This is a genomic window from Bacillus sp. FSL K6-0994 (genome assembly GCF_038630815.1).
Classification (GTDB): domain Bacteria; phylum Bacillota; class Bacilli; order Bacillales; family Bacillaceae; genus Bacillus; species Bacillus safensis.
Map to the genome: position 1 here is coordinate 2,746,886 of NZ_CP152043.1, position 23,082 is coordinate 2,769,967.

The 23,082-nt window shown below is 41.1% G+C and carries 25 protein-coding genes and 1 pseudogene; 2 read left to right on the top strand and 24 right to left on the bottom strand.

Annotated elements, in window-relative coordinates; translation table 11 throughout:
- Positions 1–4: 4 nt before the first annotated feature.
- Positions 5–535, bottom strand: coding sequence for a hypothetical protein (locus MHB69_RS14315; RefSeq protein WP_034284306.1), 531 nt, complete (start codon positions 533–535; stop codon positions 5–7).
- 206 nt (positions 536–741) lie between these two features.
- Between MHB69_RS14315 and MHB69_RS14320 the strand changes: the two genes are divergently transcribed.
- Positions 742–1,221 (top strand): DinB family protein, encoded by a 480-nt coding sequence (locus MHB69_RS14320; protein WP_024425883.1) that lies wholly within the window; start codon positions 742–744, stop codon positions 1,219–1,221.
- A 39-nt stretch (positions 1,222–1,260) separates the two neighbouring features.
- On the opposite strand, the gene MHB69_RS14325 is transcribed toward MHB69_RS14320, so the two are convergent.
- A complete protein-coding gene (locus MHB69_RS14325; RefSeq protein ID WP_070325936.1) occupies positions 1,261–2,469 on the bottom strand; it encodes an iron-containing alcohol dehydrogenase in 1,209 nt (402 codons plus the stop codon).
- A 27-nt stretch (positions 2,470–2,496) separates the two neighbouring features.
- Positions 2,497–3,966: a betaine-aldehyde dehydrogenase gene (betB, locus tag MHB69_RS14330; RefSeq protein WP_070325937.1), complete on the bottom strand. Its 1,470-nt coding sequence runs from the start codon at positions 3,964–3,966 to the stop codon at positions 2,497–2,499.
- A 206-nt stretch (positions 3,967–4,172) separates the two neighbouring features.
- Here betB and MHB69_RS14335 point away from each other — a divergent pair, with 206 nt between their 5' ends.
- Positions 4,173–4,730 carry a GbsR/MarR family transcriptional regulator gene (locus tag MHB69_RS14335; protein ID WP_065215257.1) on the top strand — a complete coding sequence of 186 codons (558 nt, stop codon included), beginning with the start codon at positions 4,173–4,175 and terminating at the stop codon, positions 4,728–4,730.
- A 284-nt stretch (positions 4,731–5,014) separates the two neighbouring features.
- On the opposite strand, the gene MHB69_RS14340 is transcribed toward MHB69_RS14335, so the two are convergent.
- The 21 genes and pseudogenes from MHB69_RS14340 to MHB69_RS14440 all read right to left on the bottom strand — a co-directional run bounded on the left by MHB69_RS14340 (position 5,015) and on the right by MHB69_RS14440 (position 23,078).
- Positions 5,015–5,176, bottom strand: a complete 162-nt coding sequence (locus tag MHB69_RS14340; protein WP_178897158.1) for a RapH phosphatase inhibitor — start codon at positions 5,174–5,176, stop codon at positions 5,015–5,017.
- Positions 5,166–6,284: a Rap family tetratricopeptide repeat protein gene (locus MHB69_RS14345; protein WP_326241620.1), complete on the bottom strand. Its 1,119-nt coding sequence runs from the start codon at positions 6,282–6,284 to the stop codon at positions 5,166–5,168. The genes MHB69_RS14340 and MHB69_RS14345 overlap by 11 nt, the downstream gene beginning before the upstream one ends.
- Positions 6,285–6,449: 165 nt before the next feature.
- Positions 6,450–7,772 (bottom strand): branched-chain amino acid transport system II carrier protein, encoded by a 1,323-nt coding sequence (brnQ, locus tag MHB69_RS14350; RefSeq protein ID WP_256688616.1) that lies wholly within the window; start codon positions 7,770–7,772, stop codon positions 6,450–6,452.
- An 87-nt stretch (positions 7,773–7,859) separates the two neighbouring features.
- Positions 7,860–8,321: a hotdog fold thioesterase gene (locus tag MHB69_RS14355; RefSeq protein ID WP_256688617.1), complete on the bottom strand. Its 462-nt coding sequence runs from the start codon at positions 8,319–8,321 to the stop codon at positions 7,860–7,862.
- Between the two features lie 27 nt (positions 8,322–8,348).
- A complete protein-coding gene (locus MHB69_RS14360; RefSeq protein WP_256688618.1) occupies positions 8,349–8,675 on the bottom strand; it encodes a branched-chain amino acid transporter permease in 327 nt (108 codons plus the stop codon).
- Positions 8,672–9,364, bottom strand: coding sequence for an azaleucine resistance protein AzlC (gene azlC / locus MHB69_RS14365; protein WP_342496241.1), 693 nt, complete (start codon positions 9,362–9,364; stop codon positions 8,672–8,674). The genes MHB69_RS14360 and azlC overlap by 4 nt, the downstream gene beginning before the upstream one ends.
- Before the next feature lie 72 nt (positions 9,365–9,436).
- Complete coding sequence (locus MHB69_RS14370) at positions 9,437–9,910, bottom strand: Lrp/AsnC family transcriptional regulator (protein WP_256688619.1); 474 nt, start codon at positions 9,908–9,910, stop codon at positions 9,437–9,439.
- A 213-nt stretch (positions 9,911–10,123) separates the two neighbouring features.
- The gene (locus MHB69_RS14375) at positions 10,124–10,936 is read right to left on the bottom strand and encodes an N-acetylmuramoyl-L-alanine amidase (RefSeq protein WP_256688620.1); all 813 of its coding nucleotides are present in this window, start codon (positions 10,934–10,936) and stop codon (positions 10,124–10,126) included.
- A 56-nt stretch (positions 10,937–10,992) separates the two neighbouring features.
- Entirely contained in the window at positions 10,993–11,256 is a 264-nt protein-coding gene (locus tag MHB69_RS14380) for a phage holin (RefSeq protein WP_342495696.1), read from the bottom strand.
- Positions 11,257–11,268: 12 nt separating this feature from the next.
- Positions 11,269–11,481, bottom strand: a complete 213-nt coding sequence (locus MHB69_RS14385) for a BhlA/UviB family holin-like peptide (RefSeq protein WP_025092921.1) — start codon at positions 11,479–11,481, stop codon at positions 11,269–11,271.
- 61 nt (positions 11,482–11,542) lie between these two features.
- The gene (locus MHB69_RS14390; RefSeq protein ID WP_106156812.1) at positions 11,543–11,731 is read right to left on the bottom strand and encodes an XkdX family protein; all 189 of its coding nucleotides are present in this window, start codon (positions 11,729–11,731) and stop codon (positions 11,543–11,545) included.
- Positions 11,721–12,068: an XkdW family protein gene (locus tag MHB69_RS14395; protein WP_106156813.1), complete on the bottom strand. Its 348-nt coding sequence runs from the start codon at positions 12,066–12,068 to the stop codon at positions 11,721–11,723. The genes MHB69_RS14390 and MHB69_RS14395 overlap by 11 nt, the downstream gene beginning before the upstream one ends.
- Before the next feature lie 10 nt (positions 12,069–12,078).
- Entirely contained in the window at positions 12,079–13,272 is a 1,194-nt protein-coding gene (locus tag MHB69_RS14400; protein WP_335350964.1) for a hypothetical protein, read from the bottom strand.
- A gap of 17 nt (positions 13,273–13,289) precedes the next feature.
- Complete coding sequence (locus MHB69_RS14405; protein ID WP_342495697.1) at positions 13,290–13,673, bottom strand: phage tail protein; 384 nt, start codon at positions 13,671–13,673, stop codon at positions 13,290–13,292.
- A 495-nt stretch (positions 13,674–14,168) separates the two neighbouring features.
- A pseudogene (locus tag MHB69_RS14410) lies at positions 14,169–14,609 on the bottom strand (YmfQ family protein); the annotation flags it as partial.
- A complete protein-coding gene (locus MHB69_RS14415) occupies positions 14,596–15,642 on the bottom strand; it encodes a baseplate J/gp47 family protein (protein ID WP_342495698.1) in 1,047 nt (348 codons plus the stop codon). The pseudogene MHB69_RS14410 and the gene MHB69_RS14415, both read right to left, overlap by 14 nt.
- Positions 15,635–16,060, bottom strand: a complete 426-nt coding sequence (locus tag MHB69_RS14420) for a DUF2634 domain-containing protein (protein ID WP_144484817.1) — start codon at positions 16,058–16,060, stop codon at positions 15,635–15,637. The genes MHB69_RS14415 and MHB69_RS14420 overlap by 8 nt, the downstream gene beginning before the upstream one ends.
- On the bottom strand, positions 16,060–16,341 hold the full coding sequence (locus MHB69_RS14425) for a DUF2577 family protein (RefSeq protein WP_144483247.1): 282 nt from the start codon (positions 16,339–16,341) through the stop codon (positions 16,060–16,062). The genes MHB69_RS14420 and MHB69_RS14425 overlap by 1 nt, the downstream gene beginning before the upstream one ends.
- The gene (locus MHB69_RS14430; protein WP_342495699.1) at positions 16,338–17,435 is read right to left on the bottom strand and encodes a phage portal protein; all 1,098 of its coding nucleotides are present in this window, start codon (positions 17,433–17,435) and stop codon (positions 16,338–16,340) included. Before MHB69_RS14430 ends, MHB69_RS14425 begins: the two co-directional genes overlap by 4 nt.
- A gap of 11 nt (positions 17,436–17,446) precedes the next feature.
- The gene (locus tag MHB69_RS14435; protein ID WP_306011600.1) at positions 17,447–18,109 is read right to left on the bottom strand and encodes a LysM peptidoglycan-binding domain-containing protein; all 663 of its coding nucleotides are present in this window, start codon (positions 18,107–18,109) and stop codon (positions 17,447–17,449) included.
- Positions 18,102–23,078: a transglycosylase SLT domain-containing protein gene (locus tag MHB69_RS14440; protein WP_342495700.1), complete on the bottom strand. Its 4,977-nt coding sequence runs from the start codon at positions 23,076–23,078 to the stop codon at positions 18,102–18,104. Before MHB69_RS14440 ends, MHB69_RS14435 begins: the two co-directional genes overlap by 8 nt.
- Between the last annotated feature and the right edge of the window lie 4 nt (positions 23,079–23,082).

Genomic DNA, 23,082 nt, shown 5'->3' on the forward strand with positions numbered 1-23,082 from the left:
CCTCCTAGATTTCTTCATTTGGTATAACAGATAAGACGCCTTTGTTCACTTCGACAACTAGCACACGGGTTCCATATGGAATCTCCTCTTGGTCGAAACTGACAGCTGGCTTTGAGATTTTCCCGCTATTACTGATTAACAGCACTTCTCCAAATCCGTCTTTTGGAACAGATACAATGATCTCCCCAGTTCTTCCTTTTAAATCGGCTTCCGTATAAGAGAGAGATTCTTCAGCAGAGGAAAGCGGGACTAATACAAATACATTCAAACAGGTCACAAGGATCACTGCGAGGATGGCAGATAATACTGCGCCAAGCCCACTTCCTACAATTGCTGTTTTTTCAGAGATAAACCCTCCAGCCGAGAAAAAGGTAAGAAATGCGAGGATCAATGTTGGTTGAAGGAATGGAACAGGGATCGCTTCAAATAATCCATCAAATACATCGCCGAAAAAGACGAAAACAAGTGTCAGGATTCCTGATATCATTAATATGTATAAATACAGCGTCTGAAGAGGCAGCCCGAACACATCCATCTTCCTCATCCTTTCTTCATGAAATGAACATCTTTTGTTTCATTTAGACCACACCCACCTCCAATGTATTCCTTCTAACAGGTAATACGAACCACTTTTGTAAAGGTTTCATATTTCATCACAATTCTTCAAAGGGATTTTCGGATAGCTCAAGAATGATTGTCATGTACCATTATGTTAAAATTTGATCTTGAGGTGATGAGAAAATGAGTATATTACATGAAGCGAGACAAGAATTGTGGCACGAGCTGCAAGGTTTGAGCGAAGAACAATTGAACCAAAAATTATCTGATGATACTTGGAGTATTCAAGAGGTAGCAGATCATTTAAAGAAAATGGACCTAGTTGCAGCAAAACATCTAGCTGCTGAGGGTAAAAAAGCACCGATTAAAGAATATGAACCAAAGCCGGTAGAAATGGCAGAGGACCGTTCGAAAAAAGCCACTGCGCCTAGTATTGTTGAGCCTGAACGCAAGCATGTAACACCTACACATTTAAAGGATGAGCTCGATACTGCACGTGAGCAGCTCAATCAAATTTTATCAACATTTACTGAGGAAGATTTCAAACGCGTCATTGCACATCCTGTGTTTAAAGAGCTATCCCTTAAGCAATACCTTGATTTTATCGGCGCACACGAAAAACGCCATATTCATCAAATCAAAGAAATTAAAGAACAACTATAGGCATAAAAAAGACTCCCTTTTGGGAGCCTTTTTTCATTATTATACCGTTTTAGGTGTTAACTCAAAGCAGCGAGCATAAATCCAGTTGTACGCTTTTTCGTTTAAATCTCTTGGGTTTCCAACTGTTTGCGGGTCTTTCATCGCTTCTTTAGATAAACGATCAATCATATCTTTTGATACACCTTGTTCTTCTAATGAAGGAACTTCTAAATCTTCTACTAAATCATACATCCAGTTCACAGCTGCTTTGGCTGCTTCCTCTGTTGACATTCTGCTTGTATCAATACCAAACGCTTGCGCAATTCGAGCGAATTTTTCCGGATACCCTTTCCAGTTATACTCCATCACTGGTCCCATCATCGCTGCAACACACTGCCCGTGCGCTACAGGAATAATGCCTCCGAGTGTTTGACTCATCGCATGTGCAGCTCCTGCTGATTCACTTCCATAAGAAAGCCCGGCAAGCATCGCAGCTTGTGCCATTCCATATCTGGCTTCTAAGTCCTCGCCATCGGCAAAGGCACGGCGAATATAATGAGCAGCATATTCAATCGCCATGAGCGCTACCGCATCTGTAATGGGCTGAGCAAATTTCATCGTATAGCATTCAATCGCGTGAGCAAGCGCGTCAATTCCAGTCATTGCAGTCACATGAGGCGGCATGGATACATGAAGCTCTGGGTCAATCACTGTAAGGTGAGCTGCAATGAGAGGTCCACCTGTATTGAATTTGAATTCTCTTTCTTCATCAGTAATGACCGCCCACTGCGTCACCTCTGAACCTGTACCAGCTGTTGTCGGAATAGTAGTTAAAGGCGGGATTCTGTTTTCAAGCGGTTTTTTCCCCTCTGCTGCTTCGTAATCAAGGACTGAGCCTTCATGAGTCGCCTCTACTCCGATTGCTTTTGCTGTATCCATTGAACTGCCGCCGCCTACTGCGACTAATCCATTACAGCCTTCTTTTTCATATAAAGCAGATCCTTCGTTCACTAAACGGACTGGCGGATTTGGCTCTACTTTATCAAATAGAACGACATCGATTTGCGCTTCTTTTAATGAAGCAACTACGGGGTCCACCACGCCGGCTTGATAAATACCAGGGTCTGTTACAAGCAATACCTTTGAAACGCCGTATGCTTTCACTTCTTCCCCAACATGTTTCACTGCACCAATGCCGTGTTTGATGACAGTTGGAATTTCAAATGTATGAAATTTCTGCATGCTTTCAATTTTCATATTTAGTGTCATATAGAATCTCCTCCAAATGCGTAATTTTTATTTAAACCAATGAACCGCTTCAGGTTTTGTATTTCGATATAAATGCTTCAGCTCCGTATATTCTTCAAGTCCCGTGCGTCCTAATTCGCGCCCAATGCCTGATTGCTTATAGCCACCCCAAGGTGCTTGAGCGAAATAAGGGTGGAAGTCATTGATCCAAACCGTGCCCAACCTTAATTGTCGAGCCACTCTTTCGGCCTTGCTGATATCAGAAGACCACACAGCTCCTGCTAATCCATAAATCGTATCATTTGCCAGCTTGATGACTTCTTCCTCTGTACGGAAGGATTCGACTGTCAGGACGGGTCCAAAGACTTCTTCCTGAACAATCCGCATATCTGACGTGCAGCCTGAGAAAATGGTCGGCAAGTAGAAGAACCCATTTTGCAGCTCCTCTGCGTCAGGTCTTTTTCCGCCTGTCTCTAACTTAGCGCCTTCTTCTAAACCGATGCTGACGTATTTTTCTACTTTTTCTCGATGCTCAGCTGAGATGAGCGGCCCGCTCTGGGTGTGTTCATCAAAGCCGCTGCCTAGCTTGATTTTTTTCGTACGCTTCACCAGTTCTTCTAAAAATTCATCATGAATGGATTCTTCCACCAGCAAACGTGAACCTGCTGAACACACTTGCCCTGCATGGAAAAACACAGCATTCATCGCCTGGTCAACCGCTACGTCTAAATCAGCATCTTGAAACACAATATTCGGATTCTTTCCGCCGAGCTCAAGGGCTATTTTTTTCACATTCCCGCTGGCTCCCTGCATAATTTTCTTCCCTGTTTCAATACCGCCTGTAAATGAAATCAGATCTACTTGATCATTTACAGCAAGCTCATCTCCAACGGTTGCCCCAGGTCCAAGCACTAGGTTTGCAACACCTGCTGGAACGCCCGCTTCTTCCATGAGTTTAAATACTTTTATTGTGGTGAGTGGTGTGATTTCACTTGGCTTTAAAACGATTGTATTTCCCGCCGCAAGTGCAGGAGCGATTTTCCAGCTTGCTTGAAGCAATGGATAGTTCCAAGGAGTGATTTGTCCGCATACACCGACAGGCTCTCTGACTAATTCACTTTTCGAGTTTGGAATTGGCGATGCAATGATTTCCCCGCCCTCTTTATCAGCCAGACCTGCGTAATATTGGAACACGTTCGCAATATCGTCCATATCTGCTTTGCTTTCCTCTAATGTTTTGCCTGTATCAAGCGATTCCAATTTGGCTAGTTCATCGAGATCACGTCTAATCAATTCAGCTATCTTAAACACAATATTTCCTCTTTCAAGTCCAGGCATGTTTGCCCAGTCCCCTTGATCGAAGGCTTTTCTCGCTGCTTTAATGGCTAGCTGCGCGTCATTTCTAGATCCTTCGCTGACTGTCGCGATCACTTCTTGATTGAACGGATTGATGATATCCCGCGTGTCGGTACTTTTAGCGCCAACCCATTGTCCGTCTATAAATAGTGTTTGACTCATAGAAGGAACCTCCTCTGATTCTCTTTGGTAAGTTTGTTAAATAAAAATTTAACGTTTTGAACATAATTAACTTATCATGTTCAAATTTTTCTGTCAAAGGGAGATATGCTTCATTTATTTTGACATTTTGTATTCTTTCGTTAACATATAGTCCATAAAGATTTTTTTGAACGGATTGAATTTTCTTAATAGAAAGCAGGGACAAAATGAAAAAGCAGGAAAAGCCGCAAACAGAAGATCGTATTTTAGCTGCTAAAGATCTAGTCATTGATTCCATAGCTGAAACGATGGATCTCTATGGCATTACAAGAAGTGCAGGTATTCTATATGGGACGATGTATTTAAATGAGGAAATGACACTGGATGAAATGCGTGAAGAGCTGCAAATGAGTAAGCCGAGTATGAGCACGAGTGTGAAAAAACTGCAAGACATGAATATTGTCAAAAAGACGTTTCACCGGGGCCGAAGAAAACACAGCTTTGTTGCGGAAAAAGACTTTTTTAAGTTTTTCACGAACTTCTTTCCGCAAAAATGGGAACGTGAGGTCGAGGTCAATTTAGCGGCAATTGAAGAAGCGCAAGAGCGGCTTCAAGAGGTGTCGCGTGATGATCAGCTGGAGGAACATGTAAGAGAGGAAGCGCAGCAGCTCATTGAGCAGCTTGAAAGCTCAAAAGCCTATTATGACTGGCTGAGACGATTAGCCCATTCTGTTCATTCTGGCGAAATTTTTGACTATATTCCAATTGAGCAGAAAGAAAAATAGACGATGTGTTTACGTTTTACAGCTTGAATTTCACAGGAGGATTGATTATAATAAATTATGTCGTCATACCTCGGGGCATTAGCTCAGCTGGGAGAGCGCTACGCTGGCAGGGTGAACGACATCACCCGAAGCAAACAGACGTTCTCTGAAAAAGACTGATTTAACAAGGTTCTATGATGAGCCTTTCTGAATAAATATTTTCATTTCTGAACAAAACTGAAAGGGTTGGTCCCCAATCCGTCCCCATAAAAAAACAGACCATGCAGGGTCTGTTTTAATTTTGCCTATACGTTTTGAGAAGTTGTGTTTCGATCGATCATAGTCGTGTTTCGATCGATTTTTTGTATTTCTATCGATGTCGTGTTTCGATCAGTTGCAATAGTGTACACTCCTGCAGCTGCAACCACAGTAAGAGCAATCATCGTAAAACCCTTCTTAAAACTCATACAAACAATCCCCTCTCTGAATTTTGAGTTGTGTTTCTAATACCTTTTGATAAGCAGCTGTTGCTTCTTCAAATTGACCTTGTTTCCCATACTCATCTGCATACACTATATAGCATGCCTCAGCGTAAGCGAAAAGCTGTTTCTGTTCTAGATACTGAAACACTTCGGCCAGCTGCTCCTCATTTATATTATTAACATAAACCGCTTCTAAGAAGGTAAATAGGTTTTCATAAAGCTTATTAGGGGCTTCCTCAAGTATATTAGTTCCTTGTTTTAAAGATGCTTCTCCTTCTTTAAGTCTTCCTGCTTTAAATTGCGTACAGCTAATCGCAAAATACAATTTGGTAAGAAGCTCAGAATCATCATCTGCCTTTTGAATAGCCTTCTCAAAATAATTGATAGCTTCATCCCATTGACCATCTCTATCAAATGTATGGCCAATATTCAAAAATGCTTTAGTTAGGATTTTTTGATCTCCAATTTCCTCTGCAATTTTAATTGCATTCTTTAGATGAGGAATTGATTTATCGTGTCGAGCCAAATCATCATAATTTCCTGCTATTACAAATAAGCATTGAATTTTTCTCACTTTATACAGATCGTATTGATCGTAGATTTCAAGCGCTTTTAAAATATGATGCATAGAAACATGAGTTTGTTTCATAATATAGTAGGCTTCAGCCACCTTGAAGTGAAACTCGGCTTGCTCAATATCATCTATAACTAGCGTAAGTTGTTTCTCGGCCATTTTATAGTATTGGATGGCCTGTACATATTCTTTTATACTGAACTCATACATCCCACGAAAAAACGCGTTGTAATACTGCAGCATGCCGGACAATTTATGGTTGGAATTTTCTATTTTATCAACTAAGTCTGCAATGGATATAGAGCGCTGCTCTGAGGGTTTAATATAATCAAGCATAAGCTGATGACGAAAGCACATCAATTGATAGTAAATCAGTAAATCCTGGTCTTCTTCCATTCGTTCAATTTCTTGTTCTACCTCTGCTTTCAAAATCTCAGCATCTGGAACACTGAATTGCCGAATCATTTTATACCATTCATTTATTTTCACACCAACATGTGAAGAAAGAACTTTCTCCATCCCTTACTCCCCTTCCACGAATTTCCCTTATATTACATATATTATTACATACAGAAATTTACAAAGCACCGAAAAGATACCGCAAATAGAACAAAAAAAGAGCTCCTGCAAAGGAGCTATCTAAGTTATAAAGGGGACGTTTAAAATCATATTAGTCCAATAAATTTAAAGTCTTTGTCCCAAAATGTTGCTATAAATATAACCCGTTATTCCACCAAGGATAGCTGGAAGGAACCACCCAATTCCCATGTTATACATAGGTAAAAGCTGTGTAAAGAAATGATCTATTATTTCAATTTTTATCCCAGCTGAATTGAAACCTTCATATAGACTAACTATAAATGTAAAAAACAAACTAAATTGATATACTTTAGTTCTTCCTTTAAAGAGTGGATGTAAAAGTGTTAAGAAAATTAGAGTTATAGCTATTGGATACATAGTCGTTAAAATCGGAATTGATACTTTAATTAATTGAGTTAACCCTATATTTGAAACAAACGTACTAAATAGCGATAAAATAATTGCTATTTTTCTATAAGAAATTTCAGGAAATAATTCATGAAAAAATGAAGAACACGCTGTAATTAATCCAACGCTAGTTGTCAGACATGCTACCGTTATCATTAAACCTAAAAAGATTGAACCATAAGATCCGAAATAATAAAATGACACATTAGAGAGAACCTCTGCACCATTTTCTAAAACACCGAATTTTTCAACGCTAGAAGCTCCCATATAAGAAAGAGCAGTATAGATAAGCGCTAAAAGCACAGCTGCAATTGTAGCTGCTTTTGCACAAATAATCATTAACTGTTTTTTTGTAGTTGATCCTCGATCTTTAAGTGCATTTACTATAATAATCCCAAATACAAATGCTACAAGGGCATCCAAGGTCAGGTATCCTTCCTGAAACCCTTTAAAAAATGGATTTGTTGCATACTCTTTTGATGGTAAATGAATGTTTCCGATTGGGTGAATAAAAGTTATAACTACAAGTGATCCTATAAAAGTTAATTTTATTGGTGTCAAAAACTTTCCAACTACATCAATTATTTTTGAAGGATTAAGTGATAGCAAGCAAGCCAAGGAGAAAAACACTATTGTAAATAATAACATAGATAAAGTTTGCGCATCATTTGACAAAAAGGGTTTCAGCCCTATTTCAAATGATACATTTCCTGATCTTGGTATAGCGAAGAAAGGGCCAATGGCCAGATATAGTAATGTTGTAAAAACCACTCCAAATATTGGATGTACACGACTTGCCAGTGATTGCAAATTTTTTTTACCAGAAAAAACAAATGCCATTATAGCAAGTAATGGTAAACCAACACCGGTAACTAAGAAACCGGCGTTAGCACTCCAAACATTTTTTCCAGCCATTTGACCTAACATGGGAGGAAAAATGAGATTTCCTGCTCCAAAAAAAAGAGCAAATAGCATTAACCCTATAATTACGATATAGGAAGAAGAAATTTTCTTTGACATCATACATCCTCCAATAATTACTGTAAATACTTATTTGAACGATCAGTAAAAAATACCATGCTATTTGCATATTAGTTGTACTGAGCCTCAATTCAGTTTATTTTCATTCATTTCAATAAAATAATGATCTTTGCGATAAGACACAGCATCCATAGTTGCAATCAAATTTTCCCCATGTAAAATATCGATTCGATAGAAACCAGTACGATAGTTTCGTTTCACTTCTGTTGCGCGAGCGATAATTTGGTCACCTGCTTTTGCTGACTGAATAAACTGGATGGTTGTCGAAATTCCTAACGATGTTTTTCCATACGCATTGCATGCTACGGAAAACGCATGATCTGCTAGAGCATAAATCACAGCTCCATGAACAGTGCCATAAGCATTCACCATATGACTTTGAACCTCAAGCCTTGCCTCCGCAATATCAGCTTCGAAAGTGATCAATTCAATCCCCAATGACTGGGCATACGGATCATTCTTTACCTGCTTGTAAATCTCTTCACGATATTGTTTAAAAATTTGATTCTCGTCAATTTTTTTATTCATTAGTCCCAACCCCTTATAAAAATATGTTTAAAAAACCAATTGCACTAAAACCATATAAACAACAGTTCCTCCTGCTATCGATAGAAGCATACTTTTTTTCCAAAAATGGAGTAAGATCACTGTAGCCGCTCCTATCAATTCAGGAACACCATGATTATCAGAATATAAATTGACATCCTTGAAACAATAAATAACTAGAAGTCCAATAACTGCTGCTGGTAGCACTTTCCCCAAATATTGCACATATTTTGGAGTAGGATTACCAGAAGGAAATATTATAAATGGAAGGAACCGTGTAATCATTGTTCCAAAGACCACCATAGCAATGATCAACATTTGCTGCGTCATCGTCATACAGAAACCCCTGCTTTCTCCAAAGGTTTCCTAAGGATCGTCAAAAATCCTAAAATCCCCAACATTGCAGGAATGATAAATTGACTTTCTCCAAATAACATAAGACTGACTACTGAAAGCCCAAGTCCTGTAAGAGCACTGTAATGTTTTTTTTCTTTCATCCATTGTTCTATGAAAATGACAATAAATAAGGCAGTCATTACAAATTCAAGTCCTTCTGTATTAAAGTTTACGTAAGAACCAAAAATCCCTCCAATTGCTGCTCCTGCAACCCAATACAAATGATTAAATAGCGTCACGAAAAACATAAACCATCCTTTGTCAACATTAGCCGGAATTTCAGCTGTATAATTTATAGCAAAAGATTCATCACACATCCCATAAATCAAATAAAACTTTTTCTTTCCAGTTCCTCTGTATTTATCAAGCATGGAAATACCATAGAACAAATGCCGAGCATTTATCATGAGTGTTATAAAAAGAACATTCATAAGATGAAACTCACCAAGCAAAAAATTCGCTGCAACAAACTCCATTGATCCTGCAAAAATCAAAAAGCTCATGATGATTGGATAAATAGCGCTAAATCCTAAAGAATGCATAAAAATTCCATAAGCTATTCCCAAGAAAATAAACCCAGCTAAAATAGGAAGAGTATGTGGAAATGCAGCATGAAAAGCTGTTTTCATTTTACTTTTATCCCTATTTTCAAGAGATATATTAGTAAATATTTCATTCGTTTTTCTCACATTATGCACCTCCTACATTTCATCAATTGGCACACTAACAGTTCTCTTTTCTGTGCTCATAACCATACTTGTATCTACTCGACTGATGGCAGGGTTCTGCATTAATGAATCAATAATGAAATCCCTATAACTTTCCATATCTTTTGAAACAATCTTTAGCAAATAATCATGACTTCCTGTCAGGGTGTAGCACTCTTGAATCTCTGGAAATTTGCCTATATCCTCTAAAAATGAATGAATTGTTTCTCTATTCAAGGGCGATAAGTTAATGAGAGCAAATGCTGTGACTTCGATTCCAAGTTTTTTCTCATCAACAATTGTCGTAAATTTTTTAATAATCCCGGCTTCAACTAGACCTTTTGTTCTTGAAAGACATGCAGAAGGCGAAAGCCCAATTTTTTTAGATAATTGTAAATTTGATATTGAAGCATCTTCCTGTAATTCCCTTATGATTGCTTTATCTGTATTATCAAGTATAATTGCCATAGCACACCTCATAAAATTATATTTCATTTATTTAAATATTAACAGATTATTATTTTTAAATAAACCCGAAATGCAAAATTTAATTCAAAATAATCCTTATACAGTATAATTTCATTCAAAATAATCCTTATACAGTATAATTTCATTCAAAATAAAAAAATCCCTAGTCAATTAATTGACTAGGGCGGGAATTCTTTTACTTATAGGGCTTTTTCAATTCAAAGCTTTTTCTAAAGTCTGTTTTGTTTTTGGACCATAAATTCCGTCTGCAACCAGACCATGCATGAGCTGGAATCGTTTAACTGCATTTGCTGTCTTTGGCCCATAGTAGCCATCAATCCCGTTATTTTTTGCGCCTTTGTCCGGGTAATAATACACAGCAGCCAGAGCCTCCTGCAATGCTTTTACTCCAGCGCCCTTTGTCAAAGGGTTGGTTACTTTAATAATGCCAGATGGTAAGTTAAATGATTTTTTAGGCTTACTCGCTTTTGGCTTGGATGGTGTATTTTTGACAGGTGACGCTTTCACAGGCTTTGCTGTTGCCTTTTTTCCTGTATGGGCGGTTGCGATACCCGCTTTGAAGCTGTCCCAACGATTAAGCAGTTTACGAGGGCATTCTTTGCCGCTCCATCTCTTGTGCGGTACAAGGTTGGCCAATGGAATGCCTTGCTCTGTCATGAGCTGACGAATGAGCCATTGAGCATTTTCAACCGCTTTTTCAAAATTGCCGTCTGCGTTTTCGCAAATCTCAATTCCAATTGACTTCATGTTCCCGGTTCCTCGTCCATCTCCTGCATGCCATCCGTTTTCATTTAGCGGCAGGTGTTGATAAATACAATTTTCATCCACCGTATAGTGCCAGCTTACACCTGTACTAGATCGTTTCACAAAAGATGCGTGACTCGCTGCGTTTGCCCCTTTTGCTGTGTTAGCTGTGTTATGAACCGTAATATACAAAGGCTTCATATAGTTTCCTGGTCTGTTGCGGTTACTCTTTGGAATAAAATCTTTAATGATTTTCACCATGTCCATCGTCTCCTCTGATCAATTTAATATAAAAAGAGCTACCTCGTGGCAGCCCTTCATTTCGTTAATCCTTTTTGTTTTAGGACTTCTTTCTGCTTCTGTCCTTTAGGTGTCACATAGTTGTTTTTGAACCATGCGACAAGGGTTGTTGCGATTGTGAAGATCATTGAACCAGCAAGGTACAATGTTTCAGCCAACGAAGTGACTTGATCCTCACTGATCGGCAAGATTGGCTTGCCAAATATAATTAATGCTTGGTTGATCAATGCCATAAATAGAAGCACCGTGCGGATCACCGTGCCTTTGTCGAAGTTTTTCATAAATGTTCCCTCCTATTTTAAATTCCGTTCAATTTTATCGAGCTTGTCGATCACGACATCATACTTTTCACTGAACTTTGCTAACACTTCATTTTGCGCTTCGATTTGTTCATTGAGCTTGTTTTCTCTTTCCTTTGTCGTGTTGAGAACATAAAACAATACCCAACAAAAAAGAACCGCAAAGGGTCCTTGCGTCATCAAGTATTGCGCCAAATCCATTTCCACCATACTCACCTACTCCTTCACTTTGTCCACCTCCTTAAAGAAGGCAAAATAAAAAGCCTTTCTACTCGGCTTCTGGCGTTTTATATACTTCACCGGTTATTTCTTTGTATTGATCATGTGTAACATATTCCTCTTGAACGCCCTCTTCTAGTTCTTCAATTGAACAATCCTTAAACGACATTGCTTGTTTAACCATTTCAGTAGTGGCCCATTTATAAAATAACGCTAACACCCAGAAATTAAGATTCATCTGTAAACCCTCCCTTCAATTTAAGGATTTCTATTCGCATTTCTGCAAGCTGCTGCCCTAACGTTGCATTTACTCTTTCTGTCTGTTGGCGAGCGATTTTTTCTTTCGCTAACTGTTCTCCAATAAGAAGCAATTGTTTTTCAACCTGAGTCATAGGCTGTTCATTGTCTAATTTCAAATACTCTTGCCATGCAGCATCCAACTCTTCATCTGAAGGTATAGGTTCGGCTAATAACCACTTGTCTATAAATTGTCCTTCTCCATCATCTCGAACCGAATAATCCTCACCTAGTTCCGCATTTGGGTATAAATATTTGATCGCTAGCGCCTTATTCATTTTTTCCCTCCTATCTCAACTGAGACATGGTAACGTAAGCTGTGGTTATTGATACTGTTTTGTTGGTCCCTCTTGGGGTTATATAAAAGGTTACCTTATCTCCAGCTTTAAATTTTTGTAATAAATAAAGCACGCACGTATTTGATGATGTCGCTGGATTCCAGTTTCCAAACCTTTGATACTCTGATCCATTGACATAACAGGCTAAAATATTATCTGATCCAACTGTAATGTTATTACTAGTGACATAAAGTCTGATCAAATAAAGCCCACTGTTTTTCAGTGTGATTTCAGCACGAGAGCGGTTATACTCTGATAATTCATCCGCTCGTGTTGCGCCAAAAACAAGCTTTGTTGCAACATTTTCTGCGGCTGAAATAGATGAATTATCTTGATCATAAGTATCAACAAAAGTGCTGTTTGCCATATCCTCCACTGTTAAAACTTGTTTCCACCCTTTAAAGACGCCGCCAGTATGAACGGTTCCGAACCAGTACAGATTGTCAAAACTTCTACATAAACGAATGTCTTTTCTTGTTTCTGCGCCCTCAACATCAATATTGAAGTACGATGAATCGTTTGTCGTCGGTTTGTTTGTAAGGTATTGACCTGCTGCATAATAACGACCAGGTGGTAAAGACAAGATATCGGTTCCATTCAAAACAGTTGGAAGCGGCTTGCGATCCCCGGAATCTTGCGTCAGTTTATAGAGTTGGCCACTGTTCCATTTATCTTTTTCAGCTGCTGTCGGAAGCTGCGTCCAAGTGATAGATATATGGGTAGAATTATAGTAGAAGTAATAGGCATTACCTGACGTGTCTACCGCAAAACCGGTTCCGATGTTGTTTTGGCCAACAGTCTGTATTCCTCTCAAATAGGCGTTACTAGGCGCTGGAGAATCCTCTACACCTGGGGCTGCAATGAAAGTACAGGTCCCTTTGTCTTTAATAGCATCATAAATATTTTTGTCAGCTGGAACAGAAATCAAGTATTTGCCGTCATCAGCTGTGATCTTATATATCTGCGATTCATTCCATTTCTTCTTCTCTGCTTCAGATGCATGCGGCTTAGTATCTTCAATATGGCCAACGAATTGTTCTAACAGCCCGGCATCATTTTCAAGTAATACCTTCACCATGTCATTGAACAGATCCGCATGAGCTTTGTCGCTTGTTTCAAACACTTTAGGAGATTTAATATCCATCGATGAGCACTCCTTTCCTAGTAAATATCATCAATCTCAAAGATGAATTCAATGTCACCATCTTTTTGCTTGTCTGTCATGGTACGGATGGCCGTAAACTTTCCATCTTCATCAACAAGAGCCAATTCGTTGATGACTTCTCCAGCAAGCTCTCCTTCAGCAATGGTGCAGGTGTAGCGAATTTTGGCTGGTTCCATGAAGGTAAAAGAGTCAATTTCTTTTTGAATAAGCTCACTCTTTAATTCTTGTTCTGTGCCATCCAAGGAGATTGGTTTCCCGTCCTTCGTTCCGCCATTCCCAAAAGCCATCTTGACCACTTTCGTGAGCTTAGTTCCCTCCGCTCTAGCCTTTGCCATTTGTTGGCGAGCATAAAGCGTTGTAACGGTTAATTGATCAGCCATTATGATCCTCCTTTATAAATCTATTTTTTTGGACGTGGCAGCTAGATATTTTGAACCGTCTAGCGGTACCGATCCATCAAGCGTCCAATATTTCTGCTTAATGGTTACACTTCCGCTTTGCTCATTTGATACATAAGCAACCATACGGAATGTCATTTTCTTTTTTTCTTTCAGTACATTTTTTAAACATGATCGAAGTCTAAGAGACGCTTGTTGATTAGTTTCGTGTTTGGCTCCTACCATGACATATTTTGTACGTCCAAGAACTTTCATTTCTTTTTTCAGCTTCATGGCCATCTTTAAAGATTGTCTAAAACGTACTGGAATATATGTTGAATTGCGCGATCCACTAAGATAAAACGTACCATTTAGTAAAAATTCACCATTGAGTAAAATGGGAATGTGATCAAAAAAGCCCACTCTGCTGCGCAGTGTGAGCCTGTTATGATAGTCTTTAATTTCTTTTACATCCGTATGATGAACGCTTGTGAATTTGTAAGCCAAATGAGCCGGCTTCAAGTTTTCAAGCGTCTCTACAATGTATCTGGTGTTCTGCAGGTCATCCAAATTAACACGAAGGGAGAAATGATAGCGGCCAGTTGTTAGACGAACCACTGCGCTAGGATTCTTCAAGAACCGGTTGACTGCCCTCTCTAAAGAAGCATAAGTGATCGGTGGAATGTTGGACATGAGATTCAAAATACGTGCCCTGCGCAGCTCAATTGAATCACCTGACTCCCGCTGCACTTTCAGCATCCTTTCCCATCGATTAAGCCCCCACGTGGCAGTGAGCGGAAACAGTTGATCAGTCATATCAAAAATAGAATCATCTAGCCTTTCCATCTCTGGAGCCTCTGATTTCATTAATTCATCAAATTCAGTGATCTCCGTTAGATAGGAAGGTAGATAGGCTTTCATTTCGTCAAGCTTGCTCAATAACGTTCACCTGCCCTAGACGCGGAATCTCAATGTCCTGAAGCGGTAAGTTTTTTGCCTCACCGTTGATCAATACATCCGCATAATCAGACACACTATCCGCATGATACAAAATGTCATTGATCGCTGACATTCTGATCACATTTTCTTCAAAGGCAAGTGATTTTAGAAGCGCTTTGACCTTCTCTTCAATTTCCTCTTGTGCATCCTCAATGGAGTAATCCATTTTAAGCTCCACAGATACGGACACCTCAACATCTTTCCACTTGGCGCTTTCAATAGTGGCAGTAGCCCCGATCGGTGCTTGCCCTTCTCCTTCTCCTGGAACCGGATCAATGTACTCTTTGACCTTATTGACGAGCAGATCCGTCGCAACATCAAAATTCCCATCTGTGATGACAACTTTTACTGTGCCTTCCCCGTTCCAAAGCGGGAACACCTTCGCCCTGCCAACTCCTTCAACTTCTTCAGCCCACTTTTTATAGTGAGCTTTGTTGGCACTGACAGCTTCACGTCTTGCTCTCATTAAGTATCGTTCATACAGAGCTTCATCGTCTTCTTCCTCTTGACCTGGTATCTTCAATTCTTCAAAGATGACAGACTCTAGTCCTGGTATGTTATCAAGTGATAGAAGCGGCAGGTCTGCAAAATTCCCATTGCCTACAGCACCAGTCGTTTCACACTTCAAAGTGCCGTCAGATTGATATTGAAAGTACAGATTGTCGATATAGAATCTTGATCCCGTTGGTATTCTGATAGTTTCAGGTGTCACCTCAACAGACCATACAGCACTTGTGGCCGCTTTACGAGTGATCCCCACTTCAGCGGCTCGTCGATCTAAAAATTCTCCCTGCGCTGTATCCGCAAAAACAAGATCGAATACTTGGTCAAGCCATATATAAGATTGAGCAAGTTCGGCAGCTGCAGGAGCCAACGCATTCCATATGACGCTGTTTTCACGTTTATCAATATCATCGGGTATACGTTCCAACATGCGTTCCATGATGGCTTCATACGATTGTTCCTCAAACATCTCCGATCACCTCCTCAATCTCCAAGGTCCCTTCATCTGTCACCACGTTAAAGAGCACTTTAAAGGTTGCCCCTTCTTTTGTGACCTCAAAATCTTGCACACTTTCAATTCTCTCATCAACAAGAAGTGCTTCTTCTATTAGACGCGGAATCTCCATCTCCTTGTATTCGTCCGTTGATTCTTCATCAGACACAGCTTCTTGAACCTCACATCCTACGTCATGGCTATAAACAGCATGCGAATATCGTTCAGTTCTTAGGGCCATATATACAAATTGGCGAATGGCATCGAGACCATTAATCTTTTCATTGGTTAAACGGCCAGACTCAAAGTCGATTCGGTAGGTAGTCGAAGGTTCAACAATATCCTCTTCATCTTCCTCAAAATCTTCAATTTCTTCTTCTGGAGAGAGTGCCATCATGAACCACCTCCTACTACTTTATCTAAGATGTAAAACGTTTGGCCGCCTGTCATCGCAAGGACCATGACACTATCGCCTTCTTGTAGCTCATCATCTTCTCCCTCGTCTAAGCGGGCTGGCCAGATAAGAAGTTCTTCAGGAATGATGAGTTTGTCATTTTCGTTGAGCCTAACACTAAGAGGAGAAACAGACACAACATCACCGAGTATCAATTCCATTGGCGATTGTGCATCAACCGCATTGACGGCCAATCGCTTAATTGCATCGCTTAGTTTCATGACTGATTCCCCGTTGGAATTGTATTTTTTTCAACGACATCAATCGTCATGGTGTGTTTGGTCCCTTTAAATTCATGACTGTCTTGATCGATCCAGTACGTTTTTTCGATGCCTATATCCGGAATAATGATCTGGACTGGCATGCCGCTTTGTAATCCAGGAATACCTAGAGCTTGAATACTTTTGAGTTCTTTTTTCACGCCCTTTTTCTGTGAAAGACGAACATCAGCCCTCTTTTGCAGCTGTGCTTGGTTGATCTCCCCTGACACTCTTTCAACGTGCTGCAGGATGCCGTATTTACTTCTAGCAGCATTATCATTCGCCAAAGCCAGCATCTCAATCTCTTTCTTTTGCGTGACAGTTTTCGGCTTCGTAGGTTTGGTCGTTTTCTTATCTTTTTCTTTATCTTTGTCAGTAGTCTTAGATTTCTTTTTTTCCTTCTTCAGCACCTTAATTTTTTCCACATGTGTCGCTCTCATCTTCACACGTGTGGCTGTTTCCTCAATCGAGGTACTGTACTGATAATCAATGAGATTCACGCCTGATTCAATGACCCATACTTCGGACGGATCAGGCCAAGCTCTCAGCCCCATCTTGCCTTTAGCAGAATAGATTTGATAGTTACGTCCTGTTTGCTTCTTTGTTTCCCTTAGAGCCTGCAAGATGATGTCATAAAGGCTTGTATCGTTTTTGAATACAAGCGATTTAATGACATGGCCAGTGTTAGCGATTGACGTCATCGGGATCTGAAAATCTTGACCAAGCCGCTTCATTATCTGATCAGCCCGCTTGTTTGCAAAGACATATACATCCTGGTTCTTCACCAAATACTGAAGCATGTCGTAAGCAGTAAAAGTGAGCTTTTCATCTTTGGGCGTCCTTGCAAAGACTGTTCCTCGAAAGAGTTCTTTTCCTTTCCACTTGAAAAGAACAGTGTCTCCTTCTTTGATGCTGTAATACTTTTGACTGCCTTGTTTAGTGATAATATTTGCTTGAATAGAGCGGGGGGCCTGATACCTTTGCCCCCGAAGTGTCACACTTTCTGTCACAAGCTCGTACATGGTGCCGCTTCTGATGGCAAAAAGTTCAATCAATGTCAGCCCCCCTATTGTGGTATTTTTAATTTTTGACCAGGGAAAATCCAATGCCCTGGTTGTCTAATATTTCGTCTACTTCGTTTGATCATCGCGGCTTTATTCGCATTCCAAATGCGGCGCCATTTCGTACTATCACCATAAAATCGGCCTGAAATATCCCACAAGGTATCACCCTTTTTAACGGTGTACACTTTTGGTGCGCCTTTTGAACTGCGTTTTTTGCTGCTCTTTTTGGCTTTCCGTTTGATTTTTCTAGGTGATGCGGTTTTGTATTCTTTCAGCTGCAGCGTGAATTCACGATCACCGACGTCATACGTACCTTCATTGTGATTGAAACTTTCTACGCTGCATTGCATATTGATTTTGGTTCCAGTAACGATAAAGCGTACAGGCTTCTTTGAACGCATCATTCGTTCAATTTTCGCTATCGCATTCTCTGGTGATGGAATGCTTTTATACTCAGCGATCGGTGTATACTTCTTCGGAAAAAAGGCTGTAAATGAAATTTGACGAGCCCCTGGTACATCCAAGAATGTGAGCTCGCCAAATTTTGATACTTTGATAGATTCATTTTGTACGTTGTTATTGAGTTCTAATTTCTCTGGAAGGACAGGGAATCGTAATTTGTCCTTCCCTTGCGAAATCCACAATTGATATTTTGATTTAGCCATCGATCACGACTCCCTTCGTTCCTGTGTTGATCTCTACTTCTAGTTCTTCGACTAATGATCGTTTGATTTTTTCAACCAATGAATCTTCATCTTGTCCATTATGGAAGTGCTGATCACCGTTAAAATTGATAATGACTTGTTTTGATCCACCAGAAGCAGACGGTGCATTCATTGTGCCAGCTGTTACTGTTTGCACCTGATCTTGTGAAAGCTCAGATGATGCAGTGTTGGATGGATCATAAACATCCATTCCAAGTGCCTGTGCAGCTTGCGCCAACAAGTAGCGGCCACGTATGCCGCGTTCTTCCGGTATAATCCATTCACGCTTGTTTCCTTCACCGACTCTAGCGATTTGTTCTTGTGTGATTAGACCGCCGTTTGCATAACCCTTATATGGTCCACCGTTTCTGATACTTCTTAATCCAGGCGTGTTGAAGACTGATCCATATCTTCCCTTAATGTAGTTAATGGCCGCAACAGCATTATGAATTGGGTTCCAAATGTCATTCATACCCTTGCCTTTATTAGAGTTAAATGTCGGCCCAATGGTTTGCATTAAGCCTTTAGATGGTGTTCCCTTTTTGGCGTTGGAATCCCATAAGTTTATTGCTCTCGGATTTCCATTTGATTCGTGCTGAGCGATCGTCATCAAACCAGGTAGCCAGCTCATTGATGTGCCGGTTGCCATTAGAGCAGCCATGAGCCATTGTTGAACACTCAGGTTAGATGCACCCATGCCACTAAATGCAGCGATTAAGGAACCGGCTTGATTCTCTGCGAATTTCTTCACGTCAACTGAATCAAGACCTTTGACGACACCGATCGATGCGAATTTTCCAAGACTCATCATGACACGTGAAGGAGAATGAATGTCTAATTCTTCGCGGAAGGCTTGTTCCACTTTCTTGGCCATGTCCTTGGCTGCTTGTGTCACTTCACTTCCTTTGGAACGCATGCCGCTGTTAAATGCATCAATTAGTCCAGCGCCCCAAGTAGGTGATTCTTGTCGAGCAGATAGGAAAGGTTGTCTTACATTTTGATCTAAGAACTGACCTGTGCCAGTTGGTGTCATGTTTTGACCTGCAGCAAAGCCGGTGACAGTTTGAGCACCATACAACGGAGTCGCTGCCTGTATTTGAGAAAATGGTTGATTAATATTTGCCTGTTTCCATTTCTCCATGGAAATGACTTTATTATTTAGTCCCTTCTCGAATTCAGACGTGAACTGTTCTCCGTATTTTGATGCGTTGCCTGCGTCTCCAATTGATACCGTTCCGCTTGCAGACGTGGAAACTGATGAAGCAGCTGCCGGTCTCATAGGAGAAGATGAACCAGCTTGAGAGGTAGGTGATGCACCGTTTGGCACTACGGACATTCCAAGATGAGAAGCTGCTTGTGCAAGCAACATTTTCCCTCGCCCTTTGTTGTTTTCGGTCGGGATGACAAACTCCTTGCCCGCCTCGCCGATCCATGAAAGTGTTGGCTTTGTGATATAACCACCGGTGGCTTTCTGATCTGGTTTTTTTCCCTTGGTAGGGATTTTTTTATAACCTGTCTTTTCTTCACCTTTTTTTTCAAAAACTTTAAATACATTTCCGGTAGTTTCTTTAATTTTGCCGACTACATCTCCTACAACTCCAAAGATTCCTTCCCATGTCTTTTTTAAGTTTTCAGCATGTTTTTTTAGTGGATTAAACACTTTCTCTTCAAACCAGCTGCTTACTGTCTTCCATATACCTTTGATGATTCTCCATGCATCCTGAAATTTCTCCCACACAAAGGAGATTGCGGGCTCAGCATACTTTTTATATGGTTGCCACACATACTCATCAAACCAAGTTGCGAGCACCACCCACGATGTTTTAATCCAGTTCCACGTGCTTTTAAACAGGTTCCAAATAAACATGATAGCTGGCAATCCAACATTGATGAAAGGCTGCCATACGAAGGTATCAAACCATACCGCAAATGTGCCCCATACGAATTGAATCCAATTCCAGAACTCCGTCAACTTAGTCCACACCCAGACAATGGCTTCAATTGCCACTGATCCAAATGGTTCCCAGACGTAAGTCATAAACCATGCTGAGAAAACGGACCAGGTGATTTGTATCCAGTTCCACAATTCAACGATCTTGTTCCAGACAAGGGTGATAGCAGTAACCGCCACTTGTCCGTAAGGAGTCCATACATTGTCCATGAACCATGTTGATGCAGCTCCCCATACGGAACTAATCACTTCCCATGCAACGACAAAAACACCAACTACAAAGTTGATGATTGGAACTGCAAAGTTATAAATAGGGAGCCACACGTTGTTCATAAACCAAGAGGAAAGCTGACCCCATTTCTCTGTGATCCAGGTCCATGTATCTTCGAAGAACGTTGTAATAGGAGTTAACACATTATCATTGAACCAACCGGAAACAGTGCTCCATGTTTCTTTAATCCATTGGACTGCATTCTCTGCACCTTTGACAAGCCCATCCCATTTCTTCTTGATGGTCCCGTCATCGAACATCTTGCCGATCCAATTACCGAGATCGCCGCCAAAGATGCTCCCTAATACTCCACCGATAGCTGTTCCGATACCAGGGGCGATCATTGTTCCGATTGCCGCTCCACCGATACCGCCACCTAGATTCCCGACAAATCCACCGATCTTCTCGCCTTTATTGTCATTATTCATGCCTAGCAGTTCTGTACCTGCTATTGCTGTACCGAGAATAGGGATACGTTTTCCGATGCTCTTTGCACCTTTACCGACTTTACCTAACAATCCACCGCCACGCCCTTGGTTTGGCGTTGTTGGTCGTACCGGCTCACCTCTATTGATCCAAGGCTGACGATATTCAGGAGTTCGTGGGTTCCTCGGCGGTCGTCCTGCTCCTCCAGCTCCACCGATTACACCACCGCTCGTTCCTGCTCCCATCCCGCCTCTTAAACCTTTGCCCCATTTATAGACAGCAAAGGCTCCTGACAAAATGGATTTGAGCGGCTTTAATAAAGTGGCCACTTTTCCGAGGAATGCGAGCGCGAATGCATTGGCAATCAAAGCACCAGCAATTGATCCTTCTCCAGTAAGGGCATTCCAATTGATCTCACCAATCTTCTTGGCGATCCGAATGCCTAATTGTGCAGGATCAAGGGCTTCTAAAAATGATTCTATGAAAATACGCCCTGCTTTGGCTCCTGCATCAGTGAAACTGTCCTCGGATGATTTGTCATCAATACCAAGTAGACCGTTGATCACACCGTTTATGATGCCACCGTAAGTCTTCCCGACATTCTCGGCCATTTTGAAAAGACCAGGCTTTCCTGTCTTTTCCCACCATTGGCCAAAAACGTCTTTCGTATTATCCAGGACGAGCTTCCACCGAGTTTCAAAGTCCATTTTTCTGTATTTTTCTAGCTGTTCAAAGTGCTTCTTCAGCTTAGGGTTGTCTTTAAACTTGACCTTCAGTTCTTGTGTCTGCTTTTTGGTTAATTTCTCACCAGGAAACAAGATTTTGAACTGATCACCAATAAATCCGAATACGCTTTTGGTCGGATCAAGGAAACTGTTAGCAAATTTCTTACCCGCCTTTTCAGCTTTATTGGAAAGGTCGGTCAGCACAAAGGAGTATTCCCCACGCCACGTTCTAAATGCTTCTAGCGCAGGTTGGAACGCAGCTGCAAGTCCTTTACCCCAAGGCATCAAAATAGAGTTGTTGATGAATGATTTGACACCGAGGAATAAGTTGGCCAGGTTGTCGGACATTTTGATCATCATGTCGTTGTATTTGCCGAATTCCTTCGTGACTTCTGGCCAAGTTTGTTTTATGTCCTTGCCGCTCTTTGCAAGTTTTTCGAGCTTACCTCTGGCATCACCAGAGATTGCCCCCATTTCCTGAAGCGCTGCCGTTGCGTCACCGATAGGACGCCCCGATTTAATGCCGTCATATAAACGCCCCATCCATAGCGCAACTTCTGAAAATGGCCGTTGAACACCTGCAGCAACGTCCCCGACTAGCTTCATACCTTCTGTAGTTGATAGAGCGTTCCCTGTGAATACTTGGAGGACACGACTTGACTCATAAATCTCATCACGAGTAAATGGTGTTTGACCAGCAAAGGCTGTCAGCTCGTCCAGACGTGCATCTGCTTTTCCTCTGCTGCCGAGCAGTGTTTCAAAAGCCGTGGTCATGTTCTGTCGATCCGCTACCATTTTAAGCGGCACGACAATACCACCTGTTGCACCGGCTCCTACTCCAAGCAAACCAAGCGTACTGGTGACAGCTGAAACGATCCCTCTCAATGGCTTTGTGATTAGGTCAAGGACCTTAATTGTGGTTGTGTAAGTCCGTCCCAAATGGGTATTTGCAAATGAGACAGCGCCACGTACTGGAGCGGTGAAACGATCGATCGCATTGATTGCTACCCTGTATTCAGTACCTAACGTGTGCCGAGTATAAGACGCTATACGGCTGACTGTTCGTCGAACCATATCAACGGCTCTAATGGTATAGCTGTATCCTCGGCCAAGCTGACGCGCTGCATATGATGCAATACGTCTGATTCCTGCGGTTGCACGATCATGAACCGTTATGGCAAAGCGTTCTACTTTGCCAAATTTCCGATCGATGTAACGACGCAACCGGACAAGCCCTGGTGTTGCCTGATCTTTAATACGCATCAGCACACTATGAGTACGCGGCATCTTGCGTTGTAAAAAGCCATTGAACTTTCGTAGTGCTTTTGTAGCCAGATCATTTACATCCAGTGTCAGCTGATATGTTCGAGCAAGGTCACGCAAGACGAAACGCTGCACACGTCTTAATGCGATTGTTGCATTGTCCCTGATTCTTAAAGTGATTGGCCGCTCTGATCTGCGGCGCAATCTATCAAGTCGCTCTAGGTCCCCTCTGATCAAACGCAATTTACGCGTGATCCGGTCTTGTAATTCAAACCGAGCAGTTAAACGAGCCATGTCT

Bases quoted from the DNA above. Each gene is read 5' to 3' on its own strand.
- MHB69_RS14435 (WP_306011600.1), bottom strand. From the start codon at position 18,109: ATGGCTAAATCAAAATATCAATTGTGGATTTCGCAAGGGAAGGACAAA.
- MHB69_RS14405 (WP_342495697.1), bottom strand. From the start codon at position 13,673: ATGGCTGATCAATTAACCGTTACAACGCTTTATGCTCGCCAACAAATG.
- MHB69_RS14325 (WP_070325936.1), bottom strand. From the start codon at position 2,469: ATGACACTAAATATGAAAATTGAAAGCATGCAGAAATTTCATACATTT.
- MHB69_RS14380 (WP_342495696.1), bottom strand. From the start codon at position 11,256: ATGAAAAACTTCGACAAAGGCACGGTGATCCGCACGGTGCTTCTATTT.
- azlC (WP_342496241.1), bottom strand. From the start codon at position 9,364: ATGAAAACAGCTTTTCATGCTGCATTTCCACATACTCTTCCTATTTTA.
- MHB69_RS14360 (WP_256688618.1), bottom strand. From the start codon at position 8,675: ATGACGATGACGCAGCAAATGTTGATCATTGCTATGGTGGTCTTTGGA.
- MHB69_RS14355 (WP_256688617.1), bottom strand. From the start codon at position 8,321: ATGAATAAAAAAATTGACGAGAATCAAATTTTTAAACAATATCGTGAA.
- MHB69_RS14375 (WP_256688620.1), bottom strand. From the start codon at position 10,936: ATGGTGAAAATCATTAAAGATTTTATTCCAAAGAGTAACCGCAACAGA.
- MHB69_RS14345 (WP_326241620.1), bottom strand. From the start codon at position 6,284: ATGGAGAAAGTTCTTTCTTCACATGTTGGTGTGAAAATAAATGAATGG.
- MHB69_RS14315 (WP_034284306.1), bottom strand. From the start codon at position 535: ATGGATGTGTTCGGGCTGCCTCTTCAGACGCTGTATTTATACATATTA.
- MHB69_RS14395 (WP_106156813.1), bottom strand. From the start codon at position 12,068: ATGAATAAGGCGCTAGCGATCAAATATTTATACCCAAATGCGGAACTA.
- MHB69_RS14340 (WP_178897158.1), bottom strand. From the start codon at position 5,176: ATGAGTTTTAAGAAGGGTTTTACGATGATTGCTCTTACTGTGGTTGCA.
- MHB69_RS14425 (WP_144483247.1), bottom strand. From the start codon at position 16,341: ATGAAACTAAGCGATGCAATTAAGCGATTGGCCGTCAATGCGGTTGAT.
- MHB69_RS14400 (WP_335350964.1), bottom strand. From the start codon at position 13,272: ATGGATATTAAATCTCCTAAAGTGTTTGAAACAAGCGACAAAGCTCAT.
- MHB69_RS14420 (WP_144484817.1), bottom strand. From the start codon at position 16,060: ATGGCACTCTCTCCAGAAGAAGAAATTGAAGATTTTGAGGAAGATGAA.
- MHB69_RS14320 (WP_024425883.1), top strand. From the start codon at position 742: ATGAGTATATTACATGAAGCGAGACAAGAATTGTGGCACGAGCTGCAA.
- MHB69_RS14390 (WP_106156812.1), bottom strand. From the start codon at position 11,731: ATGAATCTTAATTTCTGGGTGTTAGCGTTATTTTATAAATGGGCCACT.
- MHB69_RS14440 (WP_342495700.1), bottom strand. From the start codon at position 23,078: ATGGCTCGTTTAACTGCTCGGTTTGAATTACAAGACCGGATCACGCGT.
- brnQ (WP_256688616.1), bottom strand. From the start codon at position 7,772: ATGTCAAAGAAAATTTCTTCTTCCTATATCGTAATTATAGGGTTAATG.
- betB (WP_070325937.1), bottom strand. From the start codon at position 3,966: ATGAGTCAAACACTATTTATAGACGGACAATGGGTTGGCGCTAAAAGT.
- MHB69_RS14415 (WP_342495698.1), bottom strand. From the start codon at position 15,642: ATGTTTGAGGAACAATCGTATGAAGCCATCATGGAACGCATGTTGGAA.
- MHB69_RS14370 (WP_256688619.1), bottom strand. From the start codon at position 9,910: ATGGCAATTATACTTGATAATACAGATAAAGCAATCATAAGGGAATTA.
- MHB69_RS14335 (WP_065215257.1), top strand. From the start codon at position 4,173: ATGAAAAAGCAGGAAAAGCCGCAAACAGAAGATCGTATTTTAGCTGCT.